Annotated in this window: 21 protein-coding genes; 12 read left to right on the top strand and 9 right to left on the bottom strand. The window is 43.9% G+C overall.

All coding sequences use genetic code 11. The features are described from left to right. Positions 1–97: 97 nt before the first annotated feature. The 5 genes from FZC88_RS09040 to FZC88_RS24425 all read left to right on the top strand — a co-directional run bounded on the left by FZC88_RS09040 (position 98) and on the right by FZC88_RS24425 (position 2,494). Positions 98–715: an HAD family hydrolase gene (locus FZC88_RS09040; RefSeq protein WP_148994532.1), complete on the top strand. Its 618-nt coding sequence runs from the start codon at positions 98–100 to the stop codon at positions 713–715. Positions 716–874: 159 nt separating this feature from the next. After that, the gene (locus tag FZC88_RS09035) at positions 875–1,132 is read left to right on the top strand and encodes a hypothetical protein (RefSeq protein ID WP_148994531.1); all 258 of its coding nucleotides are present in this window, start codon (positions 875–877) and stop codon (positions 1,130–1,132) included. A gap of 174 nt (positions 1,133–1,306) precedes the next feature. Further along, positions 1,307–1,747 (top strand): Dps family protein, encoded by a 441-nt coding sequence (locus tag FZC88_RS09030; protein WP_148994530.1) that lies wholly within the window; start codon positions 1,307–1,309, stop codon positions 1,745–1,747. Between the two features lie 109 nt (positions 1,748–1,856). After that, the gene (locus FZC88_RS09025) at positions 1,857–2,246 is read left to right on the top strand and encodes a nuclear transport factor 2 family protein (RefSeq protein ID WP_397541180.1); all 390 of its coding nucleotides are present in this window, start codon (positions 1,857–1,859) and stop codon (positions 2,244–2,246) included. 125 nt (positions 2,247–2,371) lie between these two features. Beyond that, positions 2,372–2,494, top strand: coding sequence for a hypothetical protein (locus FZC88_RS24425; RefSeq protein ID WP_262371810.1), 123 nt, complete (start codon positions 2,372–2,374; stop codon positions 2,492–2,494). Positions 2,495–2,562: 68 nt separating this feature from the next. Here the strand turns inward: FZC88_RS24425 and FZC88_RS09020 are convergent, their stop codons facing one another. After that, positions 2,563–4,101 carry a glutathione ABC transporter substrate-binding protein gene (locus FZC88_RS09020; protein WP_397541179.1) on the bottom strand — a complete coding sequence of 513 codons (1,539 nt, stop codon included), beginning with the start codon at positions 4,099–4,101 and terminating at the stop codon, positions 2,563–2,565. Between the two features lie 325 nt (positions 4,102–4,426). Here FZC88_RS09020 and FZC88_RS09015 point away from each other — a divergent pair, with 325 nt between their 5' ends. Next, positions 4,427–5,275 carry an STAS domain-containing protein gene (locus tag FZC88_RS09015; protein WP_148994527.1) on the top strand — a complete coding sequence of 283 codons (849 nt, stop codon included), beginning with the start codon at positions 4,427–4,429 and terminating at the stop codon, positions 5,273–5,275. A 55-nt stretch (positions 5,276–5,330) separates the two neighbouring features. Here the strand turns inward: FZC88_RS09015 and FZC88_RS09010 are convergent, their stop codons facing one another. The 8 genes from FZC88_RS09010 to FZC88_RS08975 form a co-directional block, all read right to left on the bottom strand. Then, positions 5,331–6,044, bottom strand: coding sequence for a Dph6-related ATP pyrophosphatase (locus tag FZC88_RS09010; RefSeq protein WP_148994526.1), 714 nt, complete (start codon positions 6,042–6,044; stop codon positions 5,331–5,333). A gap of 186 nt (positions 6,045–6,230) precedes the next feature. Beyond that, on the bottom strand, positions 6,231–7,532 hold the full coding sequence (locus tag FZC88_RS09005; protein WP_148994525.1) for an SLC5/6 family protein: 1,302 nt from the start codon (positions 7,530–7,532) through the stop codon (positions 6,231–6,233). A gap of 4 nt (positions 7,533–7,536) precedes the next feature. After that, positions 7,537–8,226 carry a response regulator transcription factor gene (locus tag FZC88_RS09000; protein ID WP_148967892.1) on the bottom strand — a complete coding sequence of 230 codons (690 nt, stop codon included), beginning with the start codon at positions 8,224–8,226 and terminating at the stop codon, positions 7,537–7,539. Positions 8,227–8,242: 16 nt separating this feature from the next. After that, a complete protein-coding gene (locus tag FZC88_RS08995) occupies positions 8,243–9,007 on the bottom strand; it encodes a sensor histidine kinase (protein WP_148994524.1) in 765 nt (254 codons plus the stop codon). A 69-nt stretch (positions 9,008–9,076) separates the two neighbouring features. Next, a complete protein-coding gene (locus FZC88_RS08990) occupies positions 9,077–10,057 on the bottom strand; it encodes an ABC transporter ATP-binding protein (RefSeq protein WP_148994523.1) in 981 nt (326 codons plus the stop codon). Further along, entirely contained in the window at positions 10,054–11,049 is a 996-nt protein-coding gene (locus FZC88_RS08985) for an ABC transporter ATP-binding protein (protein ID WP_148994522.1), read from the bottom strand. The genes FZC88_RS08990 and FZC88_RS08985 overlap by 4 nt, the downstream gene beginning before the upstream one ends. Before the next feature lie 11 nt (positions 11,050–11,060). Then, positions 11,061–11,981: an ABC transporter permease gene (locus FZC88_RS08980; RefSeq protein WP_113970311.1), complete on the bottom strand. Its 921-nt coding sequence runs from the start codon at positions 11,979–11,981 to the stop codon at positions 11,061–11,063. Positions 11,982–11,997: 16 nt separating this feature from the next. Continuing rightward, positions 11,998–12,903 (bottom strand): ABC transporter permease, encoded by a 906-nt coding sequence (locus FZC88_RS08975; RefSeq protein ID WP_148994521.1) that lies wholly within the window; start codon positions 12,901–12,903, stop codon positions 11,998–12,000. 239 nt (positions 12,904–13,142) lie between these two features. Here FZC88_RS08975 and FZC88_RS08970 point away from each other — a divergent pair, with 239 nt between their 5' ends. From FZC88_RS08970 to helD, 6 genes are all read left to right on the top strand, one after another. Continuing rightward, entirely contained in the window at positions 13,143–14,663 is a 1,521-nt protein-coding gene (locus FZC88_RS08970) for a glutathione ABC transporter substrate-binding protein (protein ID WP_187443604.1), read from the top strand. Positions 14,664–14,713: 50 nt separating this feature from the next. Further along, entirely contained in the window at positions 14,714–15,958 is a 1,245-nt protein-coding gene (locus FZC88_RS08965) for an amidohydrolase family protein (protein ID WP_148994519.1), read from the top strand. 18 nt (positions 15,959–15,976) lie between these two features. Further along, positions 15,977–17,212, top strand: a complete 1,236-nt coding sequence (locus FZC88_RS08960) for an amidohydrolase (RefSeq protein WP_262371809.1) — start codon at positions 15,977–15,979, stop codon at positions 17,210–17,212. Next, a complete protein-coding gene (locus tag FZC88_RS08955; RefSeq protein ID WP_148994517.1) occupies positions 17,209–18,138 on the top strand; it encodes a DMT family transporter in 930 nt (309 codons plus the stop codon). Before FZC88_RS08960 ends, FZC88_RS08955 begins: the two co-directional genes overlap by 4 nt. 195 nt (positions 18,139–18,333) lie before the next feature. Beyond that, on the top strand, positions 18,334–19,650 hold the full coding sequence (locus FZC88_RS08950; RefSeq protein WP_397541178.1) for a D-serine ammonia-lyase: 1,317 nt from the start codon (positions 18,334–18,336) through the stop codon (positions 19,648–19,650). A 257-nt stretch (positions 19,651–19,907) separates the two neighbouring features. Then, positions 19,908–22,235, top strand: coding sequence for an RNA polymerase recycling motor HelD (gene helD, locus FZC88_RS08945; RefSeq protein WP_148994516.1), 2,328 nt, complete (start codon positions 19,908–19,910; stop codon positions 22,233–22,235). Positions 22,236–22,404: the final 169 nt, after the last annotated feature.

Genomic DNA, 22,404 nt, shown 5'->3' with positions numbered 1-22,404 from the left:
AGGAAACCCCTCCTTCCTACTGAAAATTTCTGCTATACTACATATAATTACAATTTTTACCTGTATCAAAACACTAAACGAACTGGAGGAATAAGGCATGGACAGCATCATTTTCGACTTGGACGGCACACTATGGGATCCCATTGAATCCGTTCTGGAAGCATGGAACAGCGTCATCAACGAGCATAACCAGTTAAAAGAAGGCATAACAAGGAAGCATCTTGAAGAAACCATGGGGCTTCAAATGAAGGAAATCGGGAAGAGATTGTTCCCTGAATTGAACGAAGAGGAGCGGGAAAAGCTTCTGAAAAATCTGTCCCGCCATGAAATCCCACACTTAAGTAAGCATGGAGGGAGTCTCTATCATCATGTGGAAGAGGTGATTGTAGAGCTGTCAAAGAAGTACAAGCTGTTTATCGTGAGCAACTGTCAGGACGGATACATTGAGGCCTTTTATGAATATCACGGACTGGATAAGCATTTCATCGATTACGAGAACCCTGGCAGGACAGGACTTTCAAAAGGGGAAAATATTAAGCTCATCATCGAGCGCAACCATTTAAATGACCCTGTATACGTTGGAGATACAGTAGGGGACCAAAAGGCGGCAAAGGAAGCGGGGATTCCATTTATCTATGCCCGCTATGGTTTTGGAGAAGCGGAAGAATATACGCAAGCCGTTGATTCATTTGATGAGCTGTTGAATATTTTCTAATCATATTGAAGAGGTATTGAGAAGGGACGGACCTTGTGAAGGTCCGTCCCTCCCATTTTAATTGATTTCCATTATTGACTATTCCCGGTTTTTGTAAGATAGTTACTATGTCCTGTCATAGAATGACAGAAATAGAGTTTTCTAGTGGGAGCATTTTTAATGAAGGAATTTCATGGTCGATTACATAAAAAATACTATTATATGATTGTTTCATTCATCATCGTCCTGATGATAGCGGGTCTACTGGTGGATAATCCGGTGAATTCACGATTTGCGGTGCATGGGGTAATGATCGTGATCATCTCTGGCTGTTTATTGATTTATCCTTGGTATGAGAATGCGTGGATGAGATATATGACGGTCATTTCCTCTACCGGTTATTTTTACGCGTTGTTTTACTTAAACCAACAGGAGTGATGGACTCATGAAAGAGTCGCGCTCCTGTTGGTTTTATTTTTGAGAAAAACGTATTTTATCAAAATCGGTGGAAAAAATAATGATGTAATCCATTTATGATAATTCTTATTAATTGATAATAATTATAAATAAGGATATAATACATTTATAACAAAGACAAAGGAGAGAACATACATGAATCAACAATTAGTCGTGGCACTTAACAAACAACTTGCAAATTGGAACGTCCTTTATACAAAATTACACAATTATCATTGGTATGTAACGGGTCCGGAATTCTTCACCCTGCATGAGAAATTTGAAGAATACTACAATGAAGCGGGTAATTATATTGATGAAGTGGCAGAAAGAATTCTGACGATTAAAGGGAAGCCGATCGCCACACTAAGAGAATACCTCGAAACGGCTACCATTGAAGAATCCAACGGAAAAGAATCGTCTACTGAAATGGTGGATGCCTTAGTGAACGATTTTGAACAAATCGTAAAGGATTCCAAGAAAATCATTGAGACAGCAGAGGATTCTCAAGACCAGCCTACAGCTGATTTATTTATCGGAATTAAAACATCCCTGGAGCAGCATATTTGGATGTTAAATGCGTTTAATAAGCGATAATCTTAAAGCATTGACCTGCGTGGGTCAATGCTTTTTTAATCAAGGACACTCATTCGCCAATTCCATCCTTTTCCTTTAAAATGAAATGTATCACGGTTGAAATGAAAGGATGATTGAAATGAATGGTAGACTCACCATTAAAGAAAGAGCAGTCTCATTCCTGGAACTTGTCGCATCAGGAAACGTCCGGGAAGCATACGAGAGTCACGCAGGTCCTGACTTTCGCCACCACAATCCGTATTTTCCAGGAGATGCAGATTCGCTTATGTCTGCCATGGAGGAGAATGCAGCCGGGAACCCGGACAAGATACTCGATGTCAAACGTGCCATCCAGGACGGTGACACGGTTGCGGTCCATTCACATGTGAGACAGAATCCAGAGGACCTGGGAGGGGCTGTCGTTCATATCTTCCGTTTCGAGGATGAGCGGATCGTTGAATTGTGGGATGTTGGGCAAGCCATTCCGGAGGATTCACCCAATGAGAATGGGGTTTTTTAATTTCTTTAAGTCGATTCCTATGGAGTCGACTTTTTTAAAGGTAGGAGAGGAAAAACGTCGAGATGCTTCATATTTGCTGCCACCCTTGTGCACTATATAAATACAACCAAAAGGGTGGTGAAAGAATGTCTAAACAGAAGAATAAGGACCTTAAAAATAATAAAGCGATGCCGAAGTCAGATGTGGAATTTGCACAAAATGGACTTGAGAAGGTGGCCATTAAAGCGCAGGAAAGAAAGAATAAGTAAATAGAAATCAAAAATGAGAAGTTAGGCAACTTCTCATTTTTGATCTTACTAAATCGTTTAGTGAAATATTATTGAATGCTAATATCATTGATTTCCAAATAACCGGCAGGACTGATTGAAAAATCTTTTACGTTGTTTCGAATCGCCGCCATGTTTTCAATCACCCGAACCGGGATGTAGACCGCGTCTTTCATTTCCAGCTCCTGAGATTTTGCATAAAGCTCCAATCGTTTCTCTTGATCCATTTCAGAACGTGCCTGTTCGATCAATTGATCTACCTCATCATTACTATAGAAAAATGTATTTCCGGCAGGTCCATGGGAATTGCTGTGGAATAGATTGTATTGATTATAATCCGCATCGCCTGTGGCATTTCTCCAACTGATGATGAACATTTCCGAATTTCCACTTGTGGCTTGCTCTACAAAGCTTCCATACTCCTGAATCTGTATTTCTAAGTCGATTCCAATTCCTTTGAGCTGGGATTGCATGACTTCAGCCAGGCTGATCCTTTCCTTACTGTCCATTGTAAGCAATGTGGTTTTGAATCCATCAGGATACCCTGCTTCGGCCAGTAACCTCTTGGCTTCGTTTACATTATATTCATATGATTTCATATCCGGATGATAGCCAAACACTTTAGATCCCAATAAGGAGTTCGCTTTTTTTCCTATATTATTGAATACACCTTTCATGATGGAGTCCATTTCAATCGCATGGGATATAGCTTTCCGGACACGGACATCGTTGAAAGGTTCTTTTTGCACATTGAAACCTACATACTCCGTACCAAAGCCTTCACTTCGGTAGACTTCAACATTATTGGATGCCTTCACTGAATCCATCATCGTGATAGAAAGGGGTTCTGCAATATGGGCTTCGCCCGTTTCAAGCATGGAAATTCTCGTTGTCTCTTCAGGTACGACTTTGAAAACCACTTGGTTTATAGTTGGTTGATCTCCCCAATACTTGTCGTTTCTATTAAACACAATCTCTTTTCCCGTTTCCCAGGACTTGAACACAAATGGACCTGTGCCGACCGGCTCTTGGATAATGTCTTTCCCGTATTTTTCAATGGTCTTTGGACTGATGATTCCGCCTTCATGGCTCGCCAGGATGGATAATAAGGGTGAAAAAGGCTCAGATAAAAGAAATTGAACGGTATGATCATCGACTACTTTTACTTCCTTGACCATTTTGAAAACAACAGCTCGAGGAGAAGCCACCTTTGGGTCTGTTAATCGATCGAACGTTTTCTTGACAGCCTCGGCGTTAAATGCTGACCCATCATGAAACGAGACATCATCTCTTAGCTTGAATTCCCACGTTGTTTCATCCAGCTGCTCCCATTCCTTTGCAAGTAATGGCTTAATTTTGGCGTTTTTATCTCTGCCGACAAGCCCCTCATATATTTTACCGTGTGTTACACTTGCCGCATTGATGGTTGACATAAAATGATGATCGAGATTCTCCACATCGGATAGACGGGCAATGACCAGGCTATTCTCCTTCTTGGAAGCCTGTCCATCAGCCTGATCACCTGAACTTGCCCCCATATTGGTGGAGCAACCGCTAATCGCTACCATCAGTACCATTATTGCAATCATGAAAAACCTGCTCCTGAAACAATTTACCTTCGTCTTCATCTAATCATCCTCCCCTCCGTATTTATTTAATTATAAGAATTTTCAGACATGTAAAATTAAGATATCTTTACTGCTTTTTTTGTTTTGTTGACCTTTTTGTATCGGGAGGATGAGTTTATTCTGAGGTTCATCATGGCAAATGGAGTGTGTTCCCAAGCATCGGGGGGCTCTTGAATAATATAGGTATAAAATGTTCAATTAATAATTGAAACCTTTGTTTTTGAAGGATTTTCATTCATAGAAACGAATAAGGAATATATCCGGAATAAAAAAGGAGCGTGTTACTATGAATAATACATTCCATAATAAAGAAGATATAGCGGATTTTCTTACGGCTAACAGAGAGGATTTTAAGCAAAAACTCTTATCTGAAGCTGTAAATGTTAGTAGCAAAATCAATGATATTCTAGAAAAGGGAAACATCGATCTGGTAAAGAATGCAGAAGTCTTAGCTCATTATATCGTTGAAAACAAAGAAGAAGAGCTGGTTAAATTTGCAAAAGTAGAAGGCATAGCATGGGCGCAGCATTCTCTCACACTTGCATTCAAACTGGAATGGGTACATGCAATTAGAAGAACTCTATGGTATTTCCTTTATCAATATGATAATCAAAATGAGGATAATGAATCTCCGCGAAAGAAATTCTTTGATTTGGAAAAAAGAATCAATGACAGTGTTGATCAGTTCCTGAATAATTTCTTTATCAGTTATTCTGATTACAAAGATGAACAGCTGTTGTCACAGAAAAAGCTGGTGGAAAATCTATCGGTACCTATCATTCCAATCAATAGCTCGATTGCGGTATTGCCTTTAATTGGAAGGATAGATACCTATCGGGTTCATACACTGGAAGAAAAAGTGTTGATGGGAATCAGTTCTATGAAAATTCAAACCCTTATTATAGATTTATCGGGTATTGCGGAAATGGAATTGGATGTCATTTTTCAATTTGGGAAGATCTTAAACGGAGTTAATATGATGGGATGCAAAGCCATCCTTACAGGACTGCGGGTAGAGCTTGTCAGAAAAATAGTTGATACAGGAGTCGCATTTGACGGTCAAATAGAGACAAAGGGGACATTACAGCAAACACTCAAAGAACATCTGGTGTTGGAATCGGGAGTGCAAATTTAATTTATAGAGGCAAAAAGCTGAAGATCAATCATCTGATCTTCAGCTTTGTCTTGATTCAATCATCATGCAGGTTTGTTCTAACTCGATCCAGCTCCAAAGGCAAAAAAGCATAATCTCCGTCATTCAAAATCTCACGTTTTAAAACGGGAACAGGATGTTTGAAAATCGGTCCATCCACTACTGTAGTATGGAATTCTCCACCTTCTCCGCAAGGATCGATCCCTCGGGCTTCTAGTTCCTTTATGTATTCATGGGTTAACGTGCGACCTAAATCTTCAGTGCGCATGCCCAGGGATAAATTAACCGTTACAACGATGGATACAAATCCCAGATTGATGAACTCTTCGACAGCTTCGCGGTGGTTCATTCCCCATAAAGGCATCCCAAGCTTCAGCCTTGCGTTCTTCGCTACTTTTTCATGCCAACAGCCGTGTTCAGGCATATCCAGGTCTCCCGTCACTAACACTTCGGCCCCTTGATCTTTTGCTTTTTCTAAAAGGGTCATGAAGACTTCTTCATAATCTGTCCAACTGGCGGCTGCAGTGAATACGGGCAAGCCGATCGCTTCTGCTTGTGCACGGATAAGCTCCGGAGGCATTCCGTGGGATCTGGACCGCTTTCCTTCTTCCTCCAGCATTACAATCAGCCCGAGCGCATCTCCATCCTTCGATGCTTTGTATAGAGCTAAAACACTATCTTTTCCTCCGCTAAACGAAGTAATGAATGAATGCCCGCGAGCACCATGTTTCCATTCCTTTGATTCTGTCATTCTTATCTTTCCTCCTTAATGGTTTTTCATATTTTCTAACTTGTTTCATCGTTTCTCTCATTCTATCACGATGAGGCTTTATAGATAACATCATACAAACCTGTGATTAGTAGATGTCTTAGTCCATTAAGACAAAAGAGTCGCCTATTTGATGACTCTCTTACTCGGACCATTACGAGTGTGGTCTCATTTTCTATGAATCCGAATCTCATTAACCACCAGGGATATCACCACTAACCCACTCGACACGAAAAAGCTGATCCAGGTCGATTGAATTGAATTATAGCTTAGTAGAGACAGCAACCCGGTCCCTAAACCTATCAATGAGCAATAAGGAAGGAGCATCGGGATCATTCTATTATAAAAGATGACCACTAGCATGGTCGGGATGATGGATGCATACACCTGGGCAAAAAAGAAGATGAGCTCCATCAGACTCGGTGACAGGATCGAGCTGATGAGAAAGAGTGAAAGGGAAAGCACACCGGAGACCAAATAGGTCTTTTTCAATTGCTGGTCTTCACTCCAATCGAACTTGTGGTTCAGCATATTCCGGATGACCATGATCGATGTGGCATGGAGCTCTGCCCCCACGGTGGAGGCGATGGCACTGAAGCAGCAGCCGATAAATAATAGAAGCAGAAACAATGAGTCGATTTTCTCCACCAGCTGACTCAATATGGAGTAAATGTTTTCAAAGCCCTGCCCATAAACCGCAATCAGTACAATCGCGGTGAAGGCAAGGGGAATGGTCGCCCATATGATCCCGGCCATCATAAAGGATGTTCGTACCTTGGATTTTTCAATGATATAAATCCGCTGCCAGCTCGCCCGGTCGATCAATACTTGTCCGAATCCAATCAGAAATGCGGTAAGAATGAACAAGGTGATTTCATTATGTTTCAGAAATAATAAGTAGGGATGATAAAGAAGCAATCCATCGTAAACGGGAAAAATACCTTTTTGGATAAAAAAATAAACGGGAATCAGGATGATGGCTGCGAAAATAAACGAGATATGAATCCCTTCAAATCGATGGATTTGCTTCATGCCTCCTATGGACAACAAGAAGCAATATAAAAAAAATACGAGTAATCCTACATAAATCGGTGTTTTCAATAGAAAGTGGAATAGCACACCTGCTCCCAGTGCTTGTATGAGCAGGGAGTCCAGGCTTGTCAGGAGTAATACCCACATGACGAACCAGTATGACCGGCCCCGGAGTCTTTCTTTCAATACATCCCCTAGAGTCATGGAGTTTGGGAATCGTTCCCTGATATAGGGGGTGATCCACCCGAATAGAAAGAGAGCGGTGGCTCCCATCATGGCGTAGCCAATTCCACCAAGCAGTCCATATTTCACGAGTGTTTCAGGAGAAGACAAAATCGTATTGCCGGTCACCCATCTTGCCAGGAGCGAAACGACTCCATACGCCACACCAAACGTGATGGTTCCTTGTATATATTCACGGTACGTTCGTGGCTTCATTGATTTATACCTTCTCTCTTATCCGATATTCCCTTGGAGTGTATCCTGTTTGCTTCTTGAATAATGAACTGAAATAGTGCTGGCTGCTGAATCCGCATTCTTCAGAAATAGAAGAGATGGACTTTTCGGTGTCCTGCCGAAGTAATCTCTGTGCGGCCTGGACTCTGAAATCATTCAGATATTCAGAGAAGCTGATCCCCATTTCTTCATGAAACTTCCTGCTAAGATACGTACCGTTGATATGGATCTGGCTCGCCAATGATGAAAGGGAGAGCTTATCGCTGTATTGTTCATGGATGATCGTTAATGCTTCCTGGACGATATGGGATTGGATGGATGCGTATTTATATTGGTTGAGAACTTGAAATAATTCTTCTTCAATAATCGGTTTAGTTAAATAATCCTTTGCGCCGAGTCGCAGGGAGGCCTGTGCATAATCGAATGATTGGTAGGCGGTGACCATAATGATGTCGATATGATCATATTTCTTCATTTCAATCCCGAGTTCGATCCCTGATTTACCAGGCAGTTGAATGTCGAGCAGCGTAAGGCGAATCGGATGTTCCGTCAGAATCTTTAAAGCCTGTGACGCATCCGCGGCAGTATGAATCGTCCAATAAGGATATTTTTCGTGAATCATGTAGTTGAGCTGCTCCAGTTCAAGGGGCTCATCGTCAACGAGTAAAATATGCATTACGCTTCCTCCTTCATCAAGTAATGTTGTCTTCTCTGGTCATACGTGGCCAAAAGATTTGGACGCTTGTTCCTTTGGCTTCTTCATTCAGCTGAATGAGGATTTCTTCCTTTGGAAAGAGCATCTGTAATCGCTTCTGGATATTATGTAATCCAATTCCACGGTCTTCCTTTTGAGAATCAAGCGTGTCCAAAGAAGATGATGAGCTGTTCCATACTTCTAAGTACACTTTTTTCCTTTGTTCATTCAGGATGATGATCAGCTTGCCTTGCCCAGGATGCTTTTCAAGACCATGCTTAAATGCGTTTTCAACAAGGGTCTGCAGGAGGTAAGGAGGGACTAGTGAAGACTTGCAGCTCTCTTCCACGTTCCATACTATTTGGAGACGATCTCTGAATCTCAGCCTTTGAATGTCGAGATAATATTGGGTGTATTGAATCTCCTCCTCCATGGTGATCAAAGGGTCAGTCTGTTTGTATTTGAATTTAAAGTATTTGGAAAGGACCTCGATGGCAGAAACCAGTTCTTCCTTGCGATTCAAACGTGCCAGGCTCAGGATGACATTAAGCGTATTGAAAAAAAAGTGGGGCTGGATCTGCTGATTCAGTTGGTTGTATTTAGCTTCCTGAAGTTCCTGTTTCAGAAGCAGTTGGTTCTTTTCTTTCTCCAGTTGATCCAGACGTTTTTCAAATAGGAAGAGAAATAATAAGCTAAAAGCCCCAATGATTGGGGCTAATACGGACAGCATGATATAAAATGAAAAGGATTCTTGTGTAATCATGTGAAGAACTCCTAAAGTGGTGAGTCATACTTTCTATTTTATAAGAAAACTAAGATTCTGAAAATATGTTTAGACATAATGGCACCGTGTGAAATGCTCCCCATGTCCGGTCATAGGAGGCAGTTCTGCTTTACACAAATCCGTTGCCAGAGGGCAGCGGGTGTGAAACTTACATCCTGATGGCGGATTCAATGGGGAAGGTACATCCCCTTTTAAAAGGATTCTTTCTCTTTTCTGAGAAAAATCAGGTACGGGGATGGCTGAAAGCAAGGCTTTGGTATAAGGGTGGGTAGGATTGTCAAACAGCTCATGCTTTGTCCCGATCTCGACCACCTTCCCCAGATACATCACGATCACCCGATCTGATATATGACGTACAACGCTTAAATCATGGGAAATGAAGAGGTACGTTAATTTCAATTCCTTCTGAAGTTTCTTTAACAGGTTCAAGATTTGTGCCTGAATGGATACATCGAGTGCCGATACGGCTTCATCACAAATGATTACTTTGGGATTGACAGCCAACGCCCGTGCGATTCCGATCCTTTGTCGCTGACCACCGCTGAACTCGTGTGGGAGACGGTCCAGTGACGTAATCGGAAGGCCCACATAGTCCAATAATTCCTTCATACGATCTTCGTGTTTGGAAGGAGGCAGTACTTTTTGTATGGTCATGGCTTCTTTCAGGATCTTGCGGACGGTTTGTCTCGGATTCAACGAGGCAAACGGATCCTGGAAGATGACCTGGATATCGCCCCTCATATTTCTTAATCCCTTTTTGGATAGACTGTTCAATTCGATTCCATTGTATTGGATACTGCCTTCCGTCGGCTTATCCAGCTGAAGGATGGCACGGCCGGTTGTCGATTTACCGCAGCCGGACTCACCTACAATACTGAGGGTTTCCCCTTCGTACAGCGTGAAAGTGATATCATCCACGGCTTTCACCACTTGTTTCGGCTGGAACAAGGACTCCCTTTTGATAGGGAAGTACTGTTTCAGGCCCTTCACTTCCAAAATAGGTTTTTTTTCAGTCATCACAGCGGTCATGTCATCTGCACCTCTTTCTCGGCATTATATAGAAAACATCTGATTTGACTGCCATCCTTCGAAGAATTGAGCTGTGGCTCTTCCTCGTGACATCGTGCGGTTGCCAATGCGCAACGGGGAGAAAAACGGCAGCCTTTTGGCATGTCATAGGGGGAAGGGACGCTTCCCGGCATCGTTTCCAGCTCTGCCTGGTCTTCATGCAATTTTGGTAATGAAGACAGCAGCCCATTTGTGTATGGATGCTTCGGATTGGAGAATAATTGTTCCGTCGAACTATATTCCACCACCTGTCCCGCATACATAACCGCAACTTTGTCACATAGCTCGGCTACCACTCCTAAATCGTGTGTGATGAAGATGATTCCCATATTCAGCTTTTTCTGAAGGTCCTTCATCAGCTCAAGGATTTGTGCCTGGATCGTTACATCAAGTGCCGTAGTCGGTTCATCTGCAATCAGGACCTCCGGGTTGCAGGCAAGAGCCATCGCAATCATGACACGTTGCCTCATTCCGCCGCTCAGCTGAAAAGGCTCTTGTTTCGCCCTATGTTCAGGAGAAGGGATGCCTACTAATTCGAGCATTTCGACCGCTTTTTTCCATGCATCCTTTTTACCGAGCTTTTGGTGGATGCGAACAGCTTCTGCAATCTGCTCCCCGACGGGTATGACAGGATTCAATGACGTCATAGGCTCTTGGAATATCATAGAAATTTGGTTTCCGCGCACTTTTCTAAGCTCGGATTCGGACATTTTAAGGATGTCCTTCCCTTTCAATTCAATGGTTCCGTCCACAATCTTTCCGGGAGGGGAGGGGACAAGACGAAGAATCGAAAGGGAGGTCATGCTTTTTCCACAGCCCGATTCTCCTACGATCCCAAGCGTCTCTCCTTCGTGAAGGACAAAATCGATTCCATCCACGGCTTTCGTCACTCCTTTTTTCGAAGTGAAATGGGTTTTTAAGTTTTTTACTTCCAAGACCACATTTTTACTCATTACAACCACTCCTAGTTAAGTTCAATTCGTTTGTTAAAGAATCGGTATAAAACATCTACGAATAGATTGACGATTACGAAGACCAAGGATGCGACCAGTACCCCGCCCTGAACCATCGGTAAGTCACGTGTGCGGATCGAGTCAACGATCATACGGCCGAGTCCATTGATGGCAAAGACGGATTCGATTAATACCGTCCCTCCGAGCAGTGCCCCAAACTGAAGGCCGACCACTGTGATGACGGGAATCAAAGCATTGCGAAGGGCATGCTTATAGATAATGGCAAAGCTTTTCAAACCTTTTGCCTGAGCAGTCCGGATATAATCCTGCCTCACGACCTCAAGCATGCTGGATCGGGTCATCCGGGCAACGATGGCAGCTCCTCCGACCCCGAGCGTAAAGGCCGGTAAAATGATGTGCAACATGCTGTCCCATCCTGCTACAGGTAAAAGCTGAAGTTTGACAGAGAATAAATAGATGGAAAGCAGGCCTAGAAAGAAGCTGGGCAGTGAAATTCCTAATAAAGCGACGATCATCACGGAAATATCGGTAGCAGAGTATGGTCTGACTGCCGATATGATTCCAGCGGTCATTCCAAGGACAATCGTAATGAGAATACTGTAGAAGGCCAGTTCAATCGTGATCGGTAAGCGGGTCATGATTTCCTGGATGACAGGCTGTTGACTCTTCAGAGATTGTCCAAGGTCACCCTGGAAGACATTCATGATGTATTCACCATATTGAACATACAAGGGGCGGTTCAAGCCGAGCTCTGTCCGTAATTGGTTGATCGCTTCTTTCGAGGCCCCTTCCCCTGCAAGAATGATAGCCGGGTCTCCGGGAACCATCTGCATGATGAGAAAGACAACCAGGGTCACACCGAATATGACGGGGATGATTTCTATTAATCTTCTGAAAATGTACAATATCATTTCATATTCCTCCTTATTATGATTTCAGTCTCGGATCAAGCGCGTCCCGAAGGCCGTCCCCGAACAAATTAAAGCCGAGTACGAGAATGGAAATCGCCAACCCCGGGAAGAGGGCGATGTAGGGAGCCGTGAATAAAAAGTCCCTTCCACTGGACAGCATCGTACCCCATTCAGGTGAAGGAGGCTGTGCGCCTAAACCAAGGAAGGATAATCCCGCTGCTGAAAGGATGGCGGTGGCAAGTCGCAAGGAACCTTGAATGATGATGGGAGATAAAATGTTCGGCAGGATGTGCCTGAAGATGATGATGAAATCATTGGCTCCAAGCGACCGAATGGCATCGATATATTCAAGCTTCTTCGTTTCGAGCGTCGATCCCCGGACAACCCTTGCAAATAATGGGATGGAGAACACCCCGACGGCGATCATGACATTCACAAGGCTCGGTCCCAGGGCAGAGATGATAGCAAGAGCCAATAGAATTCCAGGGAAAGCAAGCATGACATCCAGGATTCTGCTGATGAAGGTATCGATCCATCCTCCGTAAAACCCTGAAATCAACCCCATGATGATGCCAAAGAAAGCACCGAAGCCGACTGCGGCAAAACCTACCCCCATTGAAAGACGGGAGCCATAAAGGATCCTTGCAAGGATATCCCGTCCTTTATCATCTGTTCCCATCCAATGTTCTGTACTCGGTGGCTGGAGTTTATTGTCCAGTTGAATGTCATAAGGATCATAAACAGCAAGTAAAGGAGCAAATAGGGCAATGAGAATATAGAAGAGAATGATCCCTCCACCAACCACTGCTGCCTTGTTTTTCGAAAAGGTGTCCCAGAAGGGTTTGATCCTTTTTTCAAAAACGCTCGGTTTTGAATTGAGTATGGGTGATTGAATTTCTTGAACTTTAAGTTCTGTCGACATGACGTTTCCTCCTCATTGAAATGGTTTGTGTAATTCAAAGATAGAGGAAGAGGGGTGGAAAGGGAAGGTGATAAGTTTGAATTGTCAAAATAATTAAAAAGTTGGTAAAGATATTGAAAATCATTCACTGTTTTCTTTTTTATAATGCAGATAGGCACCAACAATACGGAAAAGGGAGAGTGGAGGAATTGAAAGAAAAGAAGAAGTATTTCAGGGGGATCGCAGGATTATTGATCGTGATGGTCATGCTCATCACCCAGGCGTGTTCGACTAGTAATGTAGAAAGTGAAACCGCAAGCAAACAAGGCGGTGAATCAGAAGGCGGAGTACTGAAGGTCGTACGATTATCCGATGCAACCAATTTGGACCCACACTTCATTACAGATATTCCGTCTGCTAATGTCCTTTATCAAAAAGTGTACGAGAGCCTTGTGACGTTTGATAAAGAAATGAACATAGTTCCGTCACTCGCGAAGAGCTGGGAGCAGCCGGACGATACGACATGGGAATTCACATTAAATGAGGGAATCACGTTCCATGACGGTTCTGAATTTAACGCTGAGGCTGTCAAAGTAACGTTCGACCGCTTACTGGACCCTAACACCGGGTCTCCTCAAAAGGATAAGCTCGGGATGATCAAAGAAATAAACGTACTGGATGAATATAAAGTGCAATTCAAGCTGGATGCTCCTTATGCACCTCTCTTATCGATCCTTGCAAGTAACGAAGGAAGCATCATGAGCCCTAAAGCTGTGAAAGAAAATCCTGATAGTCTTGCTAAGCACCCGATCGGAACCGGGCCATTTGCCTTCGAATCCTGGAAGTCAGGTCAGTCCATCAACCTTGAAAAAAATGAAGAGTATTGGGGAGAACTTCCGAATATTGATGGAATCGAGTTTCAGGTTGTACCAGAGGACGCGACACGATTAGCGATGATTGAAACGGGTGAAGCCCATATCAGTGATCAAGTGCCCGTTACTGAAATCGAGCGTATTGAAAGCTCTGACACATTGAATCTGTATCGAACAGAAGGATTAGCCGTCGAGTATGTCGGATTCAATACACAAAAAGAGCCCTTCGATAATGTAAAGGTAAGACAGGCCATTTCCATGGCCATTGAAAGAGAAGCAATCATTAAAGGTGTGTATAACGGAGTGGGAACGTTAGCAAATGCTGCCATGAGTCCACAAGTATTCGGTCATAGTGAAAATGTGAAGCCGTATGAGTATGATCCGAATTCTGCCAAGGAGCTTTTGAAAGAAGCAGGGTTTGAAAAAGGTCTCGAATTAACATTGATTACGAGTGACCGTAAAGAACGGATCAATATGGCAGAAGTCATTCAGTCCCAGTTGAAAGGAATCGGGATCAAAGTGAATATTCAGGTGCTTGAATATGGTGCATATATTGAAGCTGTAGACACAGGAGAACAAGATATGTTCATCGGTGGATGGGGAAATGCAACCGGTGACGGTGACTACAACCAATACAACTTGTTCCACTCTGCTTCACACGGTTCACCAGGAAACCATTTCTATTATACAAATGAAAAAGTTGATGATCTCATCGAGCAGGCAAGAAAAGAAGTGGACCCTGAAGTAAGAAAGACATTATATGAAGAAGCGATGACCATTGAAATGGAAGAAGCGGTATACATTCCAATTCGAAACTACGAGCATTTAGCAGTGTACAACAATGAAGTGAAAGATTTCTGGTTGAGTGCCGCCAACTACTTAATGGTGAATGACGCAACGATCGAATAGGGGATGGCACCATCCGAAATCCCTGTAAATAAAAAGTGGAGGTTGATTTGATGAAAACAGTATGGATGAAAAATGTGAGAATGGAAACGGGATTTGAGAAAGAGAATGAAGTTGTGACAGGAACCCTTACGGAATATGCCCATGTGAAAATAGAAGGGGGAAAGATCACGGCCATCTCAAATGACGAGTCAGAGATTGAAACGGGAGCGGCCGTGTTGGATGCAAAAGGGAAGCTGATCCTGCCTTCCTTACGTGAAATGCATATCCATATCGATAAAACCTACTATAGCGGTCCTTGGAAGGCATGCCGTCCGATCACAAAAGGTATTTTTACAAGAATAGAAGAAGAACAGGAGTTGCTGCCTAAGCAATTGCCATACGCCCAGGAGAGAGCTGAAAAGATGATCGAGCTACTGCTTCAAAATGGCCACACTCACATCCGGACGCATTGCAACATAGAACCGACTTCCGGTTTAAAGCACTTGGAAGTAACCGTTAAAGCATTAGAGAAATATAAACATCACCTCACTTATGACATTGTAGCGTTTCCTCAGCATGGGCTCCTGCGCAGCAATTCAGTGGAACTGATGCGGGAAGCTATGAAAAGTGGTGCCACCCTTGTTGGGGGAGTCGATCCGGCGACAGTGGACCGACATATCGATCAATCGCTCTATACGACGTTTGACATTGCCACTGAGCATAATGCCGGTGTCGACATTCACCTTCATGACCCGGATACACTTGGGGCTTTCACCTTTGAACGTCTTGCTGATTTTACAAGAGAGGCGAACTTGAAGGGGCGTGTCACGATCAGTCATGCCATTGCACTTGGAGATCTTGAGGGGCAATCTCTTACAGACATGATGGCCATTCTGAAAGATCAAGAGATTGATATTACCACGACGATCCCGATTAACCGCCCAACCATTCCGGTTCCGACTCTGGATCAATACGGTTTACAGGTATCCGTCGGTCATGACAGCTTAACCGATCACTGGTCACCTTTTGGAACCGGGGATACGATCGAGAAGCTGAATATCCTTGCTGAACGATTCCGATTGATCGATGAGTACTCCATCAACCGTACATGGAAATATGCTTCTGGCGGAATCACGCCGCTGGATGATGCAGGGAAACAGGTTTGGCCTCAAGTAGGGGACGCAGCAGACTTTGTCCTGGTCGAAGCAAGCTGTTCAGCGGAAGCAGTGGCAAGGAGAGCAAAAATTGATTCTGTTTATAAAAACGGGGAAAAAGTGGTGCTGCCACAATCTGAATCCGTACTGATCAATAAATAATAGATGGGAGACGTTTCGATGATCTGGCTGAAAAATGTGAAGCTTGAAGTAGGAAACATGGAAAATGGAGGAATGACCGAAACGAAAACAGAGCTTTTTCATCTCGGGGTCAAGGAAGGGAAAATTGTTCAACAGCTGTCTCATACACAGTCCATACCCGAGACTGCTGATGTGATCTATGATGTAAAAGGTCAATTGGCCATTCCAACCTTTAAAGAAATGCATAACCATTTGGACAAAACGTATCTAACCCTTGGATGGAAAGCAACGAAGCCCGTTAAAAACCTGAAAGAAAGACTGCAGTTTGAAGCAGAGGAGCTGACAGAACTCGCACCAACCACCAAACAAAGAGCGAAACGGATGATCGACGAAATCCTTTCAAACGGATCAACGCATATCCGCACTCACGTAAACATTGATCCATACATTGGGTTGAAGAACCTTGAAGGTGTCACCGAGGCACTGGACGACTATAAACATGCTGTCACCGCAGATATCATTGCCTTCCCTCAGCATGGATTATTAAGAGATTCCGTACCGACATTGATGAGAGAAGCGATGAGAAATGGTGCCACCATGGTAGGAGGCCTTGACCCTGCAGGAATCGATCGGTCTATTGAAAAATCACTCTATGAAACGATGAATATCGCAACGGAGTTTAATGTGGATGTAGACATCCATCTACACGATAGCGGGCATGTGGGAACCTACACGATCGATAAGTGGATGGATATGGTGGAAGAGTCCAACTGGCAGAACCGGACAGCTATCAGCCATGCCTTCTGTATCGGGGAGGTCCCGGAAGTGAAACAAATTGAATTGGCAGAGCGTTTGAGGGGAAATGGCGTTTCGATTATGTCGACCATTCCTTTGACAAAGTCCCTTCCGCCAATACAGCTCTTGGATGATCATGGCGTGAAAGTCCATCTTGGGTGTGATGGATTCTATGACTCCTGGAGTCCACTGGGGCACGGTGACGTGTTAGAGAAAGTGTATAAATACGGTCAGGTGACAAGAAGAAGTGATGAAGTATCCTTAAGGGACAGTCTGAAGTGGATAACTGGAGGAACAACAGCATTGACGAAAACAGGTGAATACAAGTGGCCGAAAGTGGAAGATGATGCAAGCTTTATCTTCGTCGACGCCGCTTCATCAGCAGAGGTCGTTGCCCGAAGACCGAAACGACTGGCGGTGATGAACAAAGGGAAAGTGGTATATGGGTCTCTCTGGAGTACTCATGAGCTGGTAAAATGAAAGAAAAGGTAAATGGAAAGCCCGTGTATCTCTACATGGGCCTCCTTTTTTGTGTGATATGCTGGGGAAGTAATTTTATATTCGGTGCGATTTTAGTGCAATATTTCAAGCCGATGGAAATCGCTTTTCTACGGCTTATTTTTATTACTCTGTTCCTGCTTATGGTGTTCTTCAAGCCAATTCGTCAATTTCGTTCGTTGAAATCCTTGATCATCCCACTGCTCTTCATCGGTTTCATTGGCGTGACTTTGAATCACTGGAGCTTCTATGCCAGCTTGACCACGGCATCACCCGTAACGGCTGCCTTGATCCTGGCTACGGCACCCATTTGTACATCCCTTATCAATTCGGTTGTATTTAAGGAACGTAAAAGCCCGTTTTTCTGGATGTGGAGCCTCCTCAGCTTTTTCGGCGTGCTTCTGGTCATCATGAAGAAAGGGGCCATCGTGATCGGTATGGGAGAAGGATATATCTTCCTCACGATGCTTACATTTTCTGTCTTCATGGTCCTTGTGGAACGATATGCAAGGCACCTTTCTTCTATTCTATTGACCTTTTATTCGACCATGGTAGGGTTGATCTTCATGACCGTGTTTTTACCATTCTCAGAAGTCTCCATTCTGAAGGCCGTTCCGTTCAGCATATGGATGCTGCTTTTTCTCACAGCGATCATCATGCATGGGATATGCCCGCTAATCTGGAATCACTGCATAACAGAAATCGGCTCTACGAATACATCCCTGCTCCTGAATATAGAACCATTTGTGGCAATGGTGGTCGGATACATTATATTGAAAGAATCGGTAAGCCCTATGCAAATGATTGGGGCAATCACTATACTATTAAGCGTCGCAATGGCTCTCCATTCCAATCGAATGGGACAGGGGGACAGGTACCTTGTACCAACAAATTCAAAAACACTATGATATATTCTTATGGGACGAGGGAGCAGTTGCCTTGTCCTCCAAATTTCTACAACTATTTCCCCGGAAATTGCTGAAAAATAATAGAATTCTACAAACAGTGTCATGCTGTTCCAACACCTCGAAGAAATAGTCAACATTAAACTTCTAAAGGATCCGAAACTTCTGTAAAATGATACGTAAATTAAGGGGGGATGAATGATGGAACAAACATACGGCTTGAAACCGGCATTGCTTTCCGATCTAAAAGCAATGAAAGAGACCTTCTGGTCAAACTCATCACTAAAATCCTGCGGACATTCTGAAACAAACACTGTCGACGGAACTGATATCTTTGACGCAGAAAAGAGGCTTTTGCGATTTGCGCCATACATAAAACAAGCTTTTCCCGAAACAGTAGAGAAGAATGGAATCATTGAGTCACCTATCCAAAGGCTCCCGGTTATGCAGCGAGAATTGGAAACGTATTATCAATCCACTATACCGGGAAAGCTACTGTTGAAATGTGACAATGAGCTGCCCATTGCCGGTTCCATAAAAGCAAGGGGAGGCATCTACGAAGTTCTGAAACTTGCAGAAACACTCTTGCTAAAACACGATATGATTCAATTGACGGATGACTATTCCGTGTTAGCCGATCCCTCGTTTAAGGAGTTCTTTTCACAGTACTCCATTGCTGTAGGCTCGACGGGAAACCTGGCCTTAAGTATCGGAACCATGGGTGCAGCTCTTGGTTTCAATGTGACGGTTCATATGTCCCGTGAAGCGAAAGAGTGGAAAAAGGAGCTTCTCAGAGAAAAAGGTGTGATGGTGATTGAGCATCAGAATGATTTCTCCTATGCCGTTGAAGAGGGGCGAAAGCAATGCTTGAAGGACTCGAATTGTTTGTTCATAGATGATGAAAATTCGAAGGATCTTTTCATGGGCTATGCAGTCGCTGCGCTGCGGTTGCGTCAGCAGTTTGAAGAAAAAGGGGTTGTTGTCGACAATCCATTGATCGTGTATTTGCCATGCGGCGTTGGGGGTGGACCTGGAGGGGTGACGTACGGATTGAAGCATGTTTTTGGTGATCATGTTCATTGTTACTTTGCTGAACCAAACAATTCTCCATGTATGCTTCTTGGACTATCGACTGGAAAACACGAAAATATTTCTGTCCGGGATATAGGATTAAGCAATCGGACAGAAGCCGATGGACTCGCAGTCGGGCGCCCTTCGGCATTAGCAGGAAGGATGGTGCAGGAAATCGTGAACGGTGTGTACACAGTGAGCGATGAGAACTTATTTAAAATGCTTGCTCTTTTACATGAATCAGAGTCCATTTCATTAGAACCTTCCGCGCTTGCAGGGATGTTAGGTCCAACCTTGCCGCCAATACGTAAGCATCTTGAATCACTTTCGTTAACCAGTAATCAATTAAATCATGCGACTCATCTAGTGTGGGCGACAGGTGGGAATTTAGTGCCTTCATCGATTATGGAAAGTTATGTTGCTAAGGGAAATGGTTTACTATAATGCAGAGGGACGGACCTTGTGCTTTCAAATAAAGGCATAAGGTCCGTCCCTCTTTTTCTCACACAAAAAAGACTGCCGAACGAAAATCGATCGTTCAACAGTCTTCATATTTATATTGATTAGAATAGATATTTGTGATAAATTAGAACAGAAACACTTAAATTGAGTAAATAAAAACATATTATCTCAATAATAATTATATAACATAATTTACTCTTTCGTCAACCCTCAATTTTTTAAGGAAAAGGAGTGCTTGGATGAATCTTGAAATTAGGCAGGAGCAGAAACGTGTGGAACGTGTCATTGAGACAATTGTGGAGCAAATCGGACGCCTGGAGGATGAAACCGGACGGCGACAGGATGAAGTGGTGGAGATCCGCAAACACTTCTGGGATGAGGTCAAGGTGAATACGGATACGTTCGATGACTTTCTGGAAACCGTCCTCAGTTTGAGGCAGCAGGCACAAGTGTTGACCGTCAGTCAAAGCACTCACAGGCAGGCAGTAAAAAAATTATCCGCTCTTCAACGCATGAAGGGCAAGCCTTATTTCGGACGCATTGATTTTACCGAAGAAGGAGGAGCGGCGCCTGAAAAGGTCTATATCGGAATTGCCACTCTCACGGATGAAAGTGGTGAGGACTTCCTGATCTATGATTGGCGTGCTCCGATTTCAAGCGTTTACTATGATTATCCGCCAGGTCCCGCAGAATACACCACACCCGGTGGGACAATCGAAGGGACGTTGGAGAAAAAGTGGCAGTATCTCATCCGGGACGGCGTCATCGACTCCATGTTCGATACCAGCCTGACGATCGGGGATGAAATTTTGCAGGAGGTGCTTGGGAAGCGGACCGATACCCATATGAACAGCATCGTGGCGACCATCCAGCAGAAGCAGAATCAAATCATCAGGCACGATCACGGCCGGCTGCTCATTGTTCAAGGTGCAGCGGGAAGCGGGAAAACATCGGCCGCCCTTCAGCGAATTGCGTATTTACTTTATAAATATCGGGGCAGCCTCAAGGCTGATCAAATCATTCTGTTCTCCCCGAACGCCATGTTCAACAGCTACGTATCGAACGTATTACCTGAGCTTGGTGAAGAGAATATGGAACAGGTGACCTTTCAGGAATATTTGGACCATCGATTGAGTGCGGAGTTCGAGTTGGAGGGTCCATACAGTCAATTGGAATATGTCCTGACTGAAACAGGTGCCCCATCGTACCAGACCAGGACAGCGAGTATCTCCTTCAAGGCATCGACGAATTTCTTTGACATCATTAAATTATACAGAACATCACTGGAGGACTCCGGTATGCGATTCAAAGGAATTAAGTTTCGTGGAAAGCCGATCGTCACAGCCAGGCAAATCAATGAACGATTTTATACCAGTGATACGTCACTGCGTTTTCATAACAGGCTGGAAAAATTGACCGAGTGGATCCATAAACAGATCGATGAAGCAGAAAAGCTTGAGCGGAGCAAGCCTTGGGTCGAAGAAGAAATAGAACTGATGAGTAATGAGGACTATCACAAAGCGCATCAGCACCTGCAGAAGAAAAATCCTTCGAATGATTATGAGATTGAGTATGAGGCGCTGGCCCGATTGATCGTTCGCAGGAGATTCAAGGGACTGCGTAAAGTGATCGGGAGATTTCAATATGTGGACGTGAAGGGAATGTATCATCAGCTCTTTGCAGATCCGGCGGACATTTCTACATTATGGGGTGGGGAGATCCCTGAAGAGTGGGAGGATATTTGCCGTTCTACAGTGAACATGCTCGAGGAAGGGGAACTGTCCTACGAGGATGCGACTCCTTTTTTATTGTTAAAAGAGCTGATTCTCGGCTTTCAGACCAATACGTCGATTAAGCATGTGCTCATCGACGAAGCTCAGGACTACTCACCTTTTCAATTCGAGTTCATCAAGCGTCTGTTTCCTTCAGCCAAAATGACCGTCCTCGGAGACTTTAATCAGGCGATTTTTGCCCATGCCCGTAAGCACGTGGATTTCAGCACACTGACAGGACTTTACGGACAGGATGAAACCAACGTGATCAACCTGACTCAGAGCTACCGGTCCACCAAACCGATCATCGAGTTCACACGCCGGCTTGTGCCTGGTGGCGAGCAGATATCCCCATTTGACCGGGACGGAGATAAACCGGTGCTTACCAAGGTCGCTGATCAGGATGAACTTCACTGCCGTATTGCAGCGAAAATTGAAGAATGGCAGGACCGGGACTATCATTCTATTGCCGTCATTTGTAAATCTGCGAAAGAAAGTGAAGCCGCATACGCCTCCTTAACCGGTGTGGAAGGCATCAAGCTAATGAAAAGCGCTTCGCTTGAATACGAACAGGGCGTGATCGTCATCCCGGCCTACCTGGCAAAAGGCATCGAATTTGACGCCGTCATCCTCTATGACGCATCCGCCCAATCATATGGTGACGAAAGCCTCAGCCGTTTGTTCTACACAGCCTGCACAAGAGCCATGCACGAGCTGCAGTTGTTCAGCGTAGGCGAACCGAGTCCGTTCTTTGAACAAATAGATGCAGACCTATATAGTAGCGGACCGGCTTAAATGTTAATACAAAGGGACGGACCTTGTACTTCAAATCTGAAGTTCAAGGTCCGTCCCTCTTTTCTATACAACGTTTCTTTTTTTATAAAAGTCATTGAGTTTGGAGGAGTGTTTTGAAATAATTGGAAGAAATGGATAGTATAGGGTGATTTTTAATGAGGAGGAGTCT

This window comes from Rossellomorea aquimaris, assembly GCF_008180865.1.
Lineage (GTDB): Bacteria > Bacillota > Bacilli > Bacillales > Bacillaceae_B > Rossellomorea > Rossellomorea yichunensis.
This window is presented reverse-complemented; position numbering and strand designations above follow the sequence as displayed.

Excerpts from the sequence above, each read along its gene's own strand:
- FZC88_RS09040 (WP_148994532.1), top strand. The coding sequence starts at position 98 with ATGGACAGCATCATTTTCGACTTGGACGGCACACTATGGGATCCCATT.
- FZC88_RS09035 (WP_148994531.1), top strand. The coding sequence starts at position 875 with ATGAAGGAATTTCATGGTCGATTACATAAAAAATACTATTATATGATT.
- FZC88_RS09030 (WP_148994530.1), top strand. The coding sequence starts at position 1,307 with ATGAATCAACAATTAGTCGTGGCACTTAACAAACAACTTGCAAATTGG.
- FZC88_RS09025 (WP_397541180.1), top strand. The coding sequence starts at position 1,857 with ATGATTGAAATGAATGGTAGACTCACCATTAAAGAAAGAGCAGTCTCA.
- FZC88_RS24425 (WP_262371810.1), top strand. The coding sequence starts at position 2,372 with ATGTCTAAACAGAAGAATAAGGACCTTAAAAATAATAAAGCGATGCCG.
- FZC88_RS09020 (WP_397541179.1), bottom strand. The coding sequence starts at position 4,101 with ATGATTGCAATAATGGTACTGATGGTAGCGATTAGCGGTTGCTCCACC.
- FZC88_RS09015 (WP_148994527.1), top strand. The coding sequence starts at position 4,427 with ATGAATAATACATTCCATAATAAAGAAGATATAGCGGATTTTCTTACG.
- FZC88_RS09010 (WP_148994526.1), bottom strand. The coding sequence starts at position 6,044 with ATGACAGAATCAAAGGAATGGAAACATGGTGCTCGCGGGCATTCATTC.
- FZC88_RS09005 (WP_148994525.1), bottom strand. The coding sequence starts at position 7,532 with ATGAAGCCACGAACGTACCGTGAATATATACAAGGAACCATCACGTTT.
- FZC88_RS09000 (WP_148967892.1), bottom strand. The coding sequence starts at position 8,226 with ATGCATATTTTACTCGTTGACGATGAGCCCCTTGAACTGGAGCAGCTC.
- FZC88_RS08995 (WP_148994524.1), bottom strand. The coding sequence starts at position 9,007 with ATGATTACACAAGAATCCTTTTCATTTTATATCATGCTGTCCGTATTA.
- FZC88_RS08990 (WP_148994523.1), bottom strand. The coding sequence starts at position 10,057 with ATGACCGCTGTGATGACTGAAAAAAAACCTATTTTGGAAGTGAAGGGC.
- FZC88_RS08985 (WP_148994522.1), bottom strand. The coding sequence starts at position 11,049 with ATGAGTAAAAATGTGGTCTTGGAAGTAAAAAACTTAAAAACCCATTTC.
- FZC88_RS08980 (WP_113970311.1), bottom strand. The coding sequence starts at position 11,981 with ATGATATTGTACATTTTCAGAAGATTAATAGAAATCATCCCCGTCATA.
- FZC88_RS08975 (WP_148994521.1), bottom strand. The coding sequence starts at position 12,903 with ATGTCGACAGAACTTAAAGTTCAAGAAATTCAATCACCCATACTCAAT.
- FZC88_RS08970 (WP_187443604.1), top strand. The coding sequence starts at position 13,143 with ATGGTCATGCTCATCACCCAGGCGTGTTCGACTAGTAATGTAGAAAGT.
- FZC88_RS08965 (WP_148994519.1), top strand. The coding sequence starts at position 14,714 with ATGAAAACAGTATGGATGAAAAATGTGAGAATGGAAACGGGATTTGAG.
- FZC88_RS08960 (WP_262371809.1), top strand. The coding sequence starts at position 15,977 with ATGATCTGGCTGAAAAATGTGAAGCTTGAAGTAGGAAACATGGAAAAT.
- FZC88_RS08955 (WP_148994517.1), top strand. The coding sequence starts at position 17,209 with ATGAAAGAAAAGGTAAATGGAAAGCCCGTGTATCTCTACATGGGCCTC.
- FZC88_RS08950 (WP_397541178.1), top strand. The coding sequence starts at position 18,334 with ATGATGGAACAAACATACGGCTTGAAACCGGCATTGCTTTCCGATCTA.
- helD (WP_148994516.1), top strand. The coding sequence starts at position 19,908 with ATGAATCTTGAAATTAGGCAGGAGCAGAAACGTGTGGAACGTGTCATT.